Genomic DNA, 6,685 nt, shown 5'->3' with positions numbered 1-6,685 from the left:
GGTTTCTGCCCGGCTACCGCAGCGGTGGCTCCTGCGCGGGGCCGCCGCGCGGCATCCCGCCACCGGGAGCGGTGGCGCCGGGCGTCTGGTCGGGTGGCATCGGGTGACCGGCGGACACGGGCTGGGTCGGCTGCCCGGCCGGAGCCCCGGCACCCGTGCGCGCGGCGTCCTCGCGGCCGCGCTGGTAGGCGTCCGTGACGGCCTTCGCGTGCGGGATCTCGTCCTCGGCCCGGTTCAGCCAGCGGTCCCAGCGCGCCTGCATCGGCCGCACGAGCCCGCCGCCGACGCCGACGACCGCGATGCCGCCGATCGTCGCCAGCACGGCGATCAGCACCGGCAGCGTGACGGTCGTGGCCACGCCGATCTGGTTCAACGCCGCGATGATGCCGAGGCCCCAGATGAACACCGAGGCGAGCGTGCCGAGCAGGGGCCCGTAGGACAGCCCGGACAGCACGTTCCGGACCAGGTCGCGGGCCGCGGTGGCGATCGCGCCGGCCACCACGATGATCACGACGGCGACGATGGCCCGCGGCAGCCACGCGACGATGCCCGTGAGCACCGCGCTGACGGGGTTCGGGCCCCACACGCCGAACGCGATCTGCAGCGTGATCAGCAGGAGCGCGTAGTAGACGAGCTTGGCGATGATGTCCGAGGCGTCGTACTTGCTCCGGGCCAGCATCCGCTGGATCCCACCGCGCTCGACCACCCGGTCGAACCCGAGCCGTTCCAGTACCTTGTCGACGGCCTTGGCGATCGCCTTCGCGATCAGCCAGCCGATCAGCAGGATGATCAGGAACGCCAGCAGCTTGGGCACGAATGTGGCGATCGAGCTCCACGCGTTCGAGATGCCCTGACCGAAATCGATGTCCGGCACCGCCATCGCCTCCTTCCCAGGCGTGACGAGCACGTCCGGGGCTGGACATGCCGTGCCGAAGGTCTACCCGCGGTCGCATGAAGCCATGCATCACGGCGGCCAGAACACCTGATCGCGTGATCTCGCACCCGTCGAGCCGCTGGTCGGTTCCTTCGAGACGGTCATCGGCTCCGCAGGCCGGCCACCGCGACCATGGTCACGGCCGCGACCGTCGCGACGACCGCCGCCAGGGCCCGCCGCGAACGCGCGGGCACCACCGGTGGCAGGGTCGCCGGCACGGATGCCGACTCCACCGCCCCGCGGTACGCGGCCAGCCACGCCGAGGCCTCGTGCGGATCACAGCCGCATGCCCGGACGAACGCGGCGACGAGCGGCCACCGGGGCAGCTCCTCGCGGGCCAGCGCGGTCTGCAGCGTGCTGCGTGGCAGCACGTCACCACATCGCTCGGCACGCCGTTCCAGGGCGCGGTACGACAGCCCGGACCTGGCCTTGAGCCGGCGCATCGCGGCGACGAACTCTCTCGAACCGCTCTCGTGTGGTGTGACACTTTGAGACGATGTGTCATGACAAATGGCGCTCACGTCGGCTCCCACGGTCCTGTGTGGATCGGTTCGAGCATGTTGCCCGGGCCGTGCCGCGGCAAGCCGGCGTTGGCCATCGGACAGATCCGGACACCAGGGGGGACACGTGCGGACACCGCATCCCGGGGAGGCCGGCACCCTCGCCGAGTTCGTCGACCTGCTGCGTGAGCTGCGCCGGTGGGCGGGGCAGCCGTCGCTGCGCCGGCTGCGCCAGCTCGCCGGGACGACGACCGACAGCGCCGGCCGGCTCATCGACGCGTTGCCGGCCAGCACCGTCTCGGACGTCCTGCGCCGTGAGCAACTGCCACGGATGGAGTTCGTCCGCGCATATGTCACGGCCTGCCTGCTGGCCCGCGATCGCGGCGAGGAGGAGATCTCCGCGTACCTCGAGCAGTGGCACGAGGCGTGGTCGCGAGTGGCCGGTCGAGAAGGCGCCGCCACGCAGGGCGACCGGCCGGCCACGCCCCGGCAGCTGCCGGCCGTCGCGGCCGGGTTCACCGGTCGCGACGACGCGCTCGCCGAGATCACCAAGTGGTTCACCGGCGGCAACCGCGATCGCGGCAGCGGCACCGTGCCCACGGTCGCGATCGCGGGTGCCGGCGGAGTCGGCAAGTCGGCACTGGCGGTGCGCGCCGCCCACCAGCTCGTCGGCACGTTCCCCGACGGCCAGCTCTACGTCGACCTGCACGGCGCGACGTCCGGGTTGCCGCCGCTGCGGGCCGAGGCCGTGCTCGGCCGCTTCCTGCGCGCGCTCGGCGTCCGCGCCCGGGCCGTTCCGTCCGAAGTGGACGAGGCGGCCGCGCTGTTCCGTTCGCTGCTCGCCGGTCGCCGGATCCTGCTGGTGCTGGACAACGTCGCCGACGAGGCGCAGGTGCGGCCGCTGCTGCCGGGGACGCCGGGATGCGGTGCGCTGCTGACCAGCCGGCAGACGCTGACCGGGCTGTGCTGCGCCAGCCACCTCCGGCTCGACGTGCTCACCCCGGGCGAGGCGACCGCGTTTCTCGGCCGGCTGACCGGAGCCGACCGCGTGGCGGCCGAGCCGGCGGCCGCCGACGCGGTGATCAGCACGTGCGGCCGGCTGCCGCTGGCACTGCGCATCGCGGGTGCCCGGCTGGCCGCGCGGCCGGGTTGGTCGCTGGCGCATCTCGCGGAGCGGCTCGCGGACCAGCGTCGCCGGCTGGACGAGCTGGAGGGTGCGGACGCCGGCGTGCGCGTCGGCTTCGGCGTGTCGTACCGGCAGCTGCGCGAGAGCTGCGATCCGACCGACCAGGCGGCGGCTCGCCTGTTCGTGTTGCTCGGCCTGTGGGACGGGCCCGACATCAGCCTCGCGGCCGCCGCGTGCCTGGCGGCGGAGGCACCGTCGGTGGTCGAGCACCGGATGGAGCGCCTCGTCGACGCCGGCATGCTGGAGACCGCCGTACCCGGCCGGTACCACCTGCACGACCTGCTCCGGTTGTACGCCAGGGAGCACGCGCTCGCCGAGCATCCGGAGACGGCGCGCACCGCGGCGCTGGAGCGGATCGTGCGCTACTACACGGCGACCGCGTGGGAGGCGAGCCGCTGGCTGATGAGCGGCGGTACCAGCCGGGCGGAGCGGCTCGACGAACGCTGGTCGACCGGCGGCGAGGGGCTCACGAGCTCGGAGTCGGCGGTCGAGTGGCTCGAGGCGGAGCGGGCGAACCTGCTCTCCGCCGCCGCGCAGGTCGCGACCGTGCCGGCGATCGCCGGCGCGGCCCTGCAGCTTTCGCACGCCCTGTTCGGGTTCTACTACCTGCGTGGTTCGTGGCCCGACTGGCTGGCGCTGTACCGCGCGGCGTGGTCGGTGGCAGAGCGCACCGGGGACCTGGCCAGTCAGGCGCAGCTGCACAACGACCAGGCCGGCTTCCACACGGCCCACGGGCGCTTCGCCGAGGCGGAGGCCATCCTGCGGGACAGCCTGCGGACCTGGCGCCGGCTCGGGAACCTCGCCGGGGAGGCGGCGGTGCTGAACAACCTCGGAGCGACGATCGGGTCGCAGCGGCGGGCCGAGGGCCTGGAGTGCCTGCGGCAGAGCCTGCGGCTGCGGCGGCGAGCCGGCGACCGCGGCGGGGAGGTGCTGGCTCTTTACAACCTGGCCGAGGCCCACCTGGTGCGGGGCGACTACGCCGCCGCCGTCGACTGTGCCACGCAGGCGGTCGCCATCAGCGAGGCGACGGGCAACCGGTACGGGAAGATGCGTTCGCTCTGCAACCTCGCGAGCGCCCACACGCGGCTCGGCAACTGGGCGGACGCGATGCGATGCGTGGAACAGAGCCAGGAGCTCAACCGCCACATCGACAATCGCTCGGTGCGGGCGGAGAACCTCGACACCATGGGGCTCGTCCACCACGGGCAAGGGCGCTACGCGCACGCGATGGAGTGCTTCGCGGAGAGCCTGCGGATCTACCGCGATCTGAACAACTCGGTCCACGAGGCGCACGTGCTCAGGCATGTGGGAGACCTGCGCCGCGCACTCGGTCAACCGGAACGGGCCCGTGCCGCGTGGCGCGAGGCGCTGGAACTCTACGAACGGCTGAACCTCCCGAACGCCGACGACGTTCGTGACCTGATCGCCGGCACGACAGCGGGTAGGGGCGCCGAGGTCGGGGAAGGCGCCCCTACCCATGCCGTGGTGCTCGGTTGAGAGCTCAGGTCCTGCCGCGCGCGAGCGGAGCCCTGGCGAGGATTCTCGACCCCTCCATCACCAGTCCCTGGAACACGATTCCCTGATTCTCGCTGATATGCCTGGAGAACTGGTCACAGACCGTCCACCCGGCCTTCTTGCCATGGAAGTCGCGACATGAGCCGATCTCCAGCCGGTCGCTGTCGAAGGACACCTCGACGTGGTGTCCGTCGGCCTTGTAGTCCTTGATCCAGAACTTGTCCCCGTTGGGCTGGAAGCACGCGTTCACGCCGATGCCCCGGCCGTCCGAGCAGGACAGGCCGCCGGGTGGCGAGCCGGAGACGTTCTTCGATCTCGCCGCCATGGAGGTCGTCGCGGAGGCGGTCGCGCCGAAGAACGCGACGGACAGCACGGCGACGATCCCGATGATCGCGGAGATTCTCTTGATCATGAGTTTGTCCTTGTCTCGCAAAGGTCTCGGCCGCGGTCAGCGGATGCTGCCGGTCCCGGCGAGCTGCCAGTGCTGGTTGCGGCTGTCGTAGCCGACACGGCGGTAGGCCAGGTACCCGTCCGCGGTCCAACCCCCGCGCAGATTCGTGGTGATCGTGCCCGCGTTGCACGTTCCTGGAACGGAGCCGTCCGGAGTCGAGAGGTTGTTGACCTCCCAGGTGAAGACGCACGGCGAGTGGGACTTGCGCACGTCGTTGCGTTCCAGCCGGATCACGAGCGTGAACACGCCGAACAGGTTTCCGGGTGGGCTGTAGGTCTCCCACCAGATGTGCCGGGCGAACGCGTTGCGCTTGGCCTTCCCGTTCGAGGCGACGCAGAGCTCGAACATGATCCGCATCTCGCCCCCGGTGGCGAGGTGGTTGATCCATTTCTCCTGTGGCTTGCAGCGGTTGATCGCGGCGGCGGTGACATCTTCCGAGACATCCGCGGATGCCTGGGGGACCGCCCAGATCCCCACGCCCAACGCCACGGCGACGGCGGAGGTCAGGACTCGACGCCACCCTCGCGGACGTGACTTCTTCACTTCGCTCTCCTTAACTGGACAAAGGCCGAATGTGCCCGCCAGTGATCGCAGCAGCGGTGGCGGTGTCCCGCCAGTACGGGGCGACGTCCGGGACTGTCCCGGACAGGGATCGGCTCGGGCTGCCGGCGCCGCCCGCGCACGAGCCGGCCGGTCGTCGCCGCGGGTGATCACCCGGCCGTCGGCTAGGCTGCAAGGCACTGGTCTCGGACCAGCGCCGGCATAGCTCAATTGGCAGAGCAGCTACCTTGTAAGTAGCAGGTCAGGGGTTCGAGCCCCCTTGCCGGCTCCGATCCGGCGAAGTCCGGGAACGTCGACCGGCCCGGGCTCGACCTGCCGACACAACCGCCGACAAGACCTGTCGGCTTCCCGGCCATCCGTCGTCGAGGCGGCGTCCGCCCGAACCGGCGGCGGCCACTCACCGTGGTCGGCACGGTCACGTGGGCCAGGCCACGACGAACCGGCTTAACACTGGGCGGGTCCGCGCCGATGAGCCCTGGGATACCTTCGACGCGGCGATCGACATGGAGGTGACGGTCGTGTGGTTCGCGCAGCGGAACCGGTCCGCGCGGGCACACAATCCACCCCGGTTCGTCCGGGAGCGACGGGTCGACCCCATCGATCCGAACCCCGTGCAGGGGCCGGCCCTGCCCGACGAGGCGACCGTCCACTTCGTACTCGATCTCGCGATCCGCATCGGCGAGGTGCAGATGTCCGTCGGCGCCGGCGCGTCCGACGCCACGGCCACGATCATCGCCGTCGCCAACGCCTACGGGCTGCCCCACTGCGAGGTCGACGTGATCTTCACGTCGCTCACCGTCACGTGCCACCGCGGCGTCGACCACCCGCCGATCACCTCGCTGCGCGTGGTCCGCTCGCGCAGCCTCGACTACACCCGGCTGGCCCTCGTCGAACGGCTCGTGCGGGACATCACCCGCGGCCGCACCTCGGTCCGCGACGCGCACGTGTCGCTGAACAAGATCACCACCGCGCCGCACCCGTACCCGCGCTGGCTCGCCACGCTCGCCTACGGCGGGATGGCCGCGGCGGTCGCGCTGCTGCTCGGCGGCGACGCCGCGGTGGCGGCGTTCGCCGGGCTGGTCACGGCGCTGGTGGACCGGGTCGGCCGGCTGCTGAACCGGCGGGCGCTGCCGTTCTTCTTCCAGCAGCTCGTCGGCGGCGCGCTGGCCACCGGCGCGGCGCTCGCCCTGGTCACGAGCGGTGGGCTGGACGGCCAGCGGCCGACGTTGATCGTGGCGGCGGCCATCACCGTGCTGCTGTCGGGCCTGTCGGTGGTCTCGACCGTGCAGGACGCGATCACCGGCTACAACGTCACCGCCGCCGGCCGCACCATCGAGGTGTCGCTGATGACCGCCGGCCTGATCGCCGGCGTCGTGCTCGCGCTGAACGTCGCCGTCGGCCTGGGCCTGCCCGCGCAGGGGCTGGCCGACCCGTACGTCCCGTCCGTGCTGCGACTGCCCCTGCAGACCGTGGCCGGCGGTGCCGCGGCCGGCTGCTTCGCCCTGGCCAGCTACGCCACGCCGCGCGCCGTGCTGGTC

Annotated in this window: 6 protein-coding genes and 1 tRNA gene; 3 read left to right on the top strand and 4 right to left on the bottom strand. The window is 71.8% G+C overall.

Going from position 1 to position 6,685, the window contains the following annotated elements:
- Positions 1–13 precede the first annotated feature (13 nt).
- Together ACRDTB_RS36835 and ACRDTB_RS36830 are read right to left on the bottom strand one after the other, a co-directional pair.
- Positions 14–880, bottom strand: a complete 867-nt coding sequence (locus tag ACRDTB_RS36835) for a mechanosensitive ion channel family protein (RefSeq protein WP_431436889.1) — start codon at positions 878–880, stop codon at positions 14–16.
- A 155-nt stretch (positions 881–1,035) separates the two neighbouring features.
- A complete protein-coding gene (locus ACRDTB_RS36830; protein ID WP_431436888.1) occupies positions 1,036–1,455 on the bottom strand; it encodes a helix-turn-helix domain-containing protein in 420 nt (139 codons plus the stop codon).
- Positions 1,456–1,561: 106 nt separating this feature from the next.
- Between ACRDTB_RS36830 and ACRDTB_RS36825 the strand changes: the two genes are divergently transcribed.
- Positions 1,562–4,117 (top strand): ATP-binding protein, encoded by a 2,556-nt coding sequence (locus ACRDTB_RS36825; protein ID WP_431436887.1) that lies wholly within the window; start codon positions 1,562–1,564, stop codon positions 4,115–4,117.
- A 4-nt stretch (positions 4,118–4,121) separates the two neighbouring features.
- Here ACRDTB_RS36825 and ACRDTB_RS36820 read toward each other — a convergent pair whose 3' ends face one another.
- Together ACRDTB_RS36820 and ACRDTB_RS36815 are read right to left on the bottom strand one after the other, a co-directional pair.
- The gene (locus ACRDTB_RS36820; RefSeq protein WP_431436886.1) at positions 4,122–4,547 is read right to left on the bottom strand and encodes a hypothetical protein; all 426 of its coding nucleotides are present in this window, start codon (positions 4,545–4,547) and stop codon (positions 4,122–4,124) included.
- Positions 4,548–4,583: 36 nt separating this feature from the next.
- Positions 4,584–5,129 (bottom strand): hypothetical protein, encoded by a 546-nt coding sequence (locus tag ACRDTB_RS36815; protein WP_431436885.1) that lies wholly within the window; start codon positions 5,127–5,129, stop codon positions 4,584–4,586.
- A 213-nt stretch (positions 5,130–5,342) separates the two neighbouring features.
- On the opposite strand from ACRDTB_RS36815, the gene ACRDTB_RS36810 reads away from it, so the two are divergent.
- Together ACRDTB_RS36810 and ACRDTB_RS36805 are read left to right on the top strand one after the other, a co-directional pair.
- Positions 5,343–5,415 (top strand) — tRNA-Thr (locus ACRDTB_RS36810).
- A gap of 235 nt (positions 5,416–5,650) precedes the next feature.
- The coding region (locus ACRDTB_RS36805; RefSeq protein WP_431436884.1) for a threonine/serine exporter family protein at positions 5,651–6,685 on the top strand (1,035 nt) is incomplete at its 3' end.

The organism is Actinophytocola sp., assembly GCF_050699935.1.
Taxonomy (GTDB): domain Bacteria; phylum Actinomycetota; class Actinomycetes; order Mycobacteriales; family Pseudonocardiaceae; genus Actinophytocola.
The sequence above is the reverse complement of the archived record's forward strand: the minus strand, read 5'-3'. Positions and strand labels throughout refer to the sequence as shown.

What these genes read in the sequence shown, in the direction of transcription:
- ACRDTB_RS36820 (WP_431436886.1), bottom strand. Translation starts at nt 4,547, where the DNA reads ATGATCAAGAGAATCTCCGCGATCATCGGGATCGTCGCCGTGCTGTCC.
- ACRDTB_RS36835 (WP_431436889.1), bottom strand. Translation starts at nt 880, where the DNA reads ATGGCGGTGCCGGACATCGATTTCGGTCAGGGCATCTCGAACGCGTGG.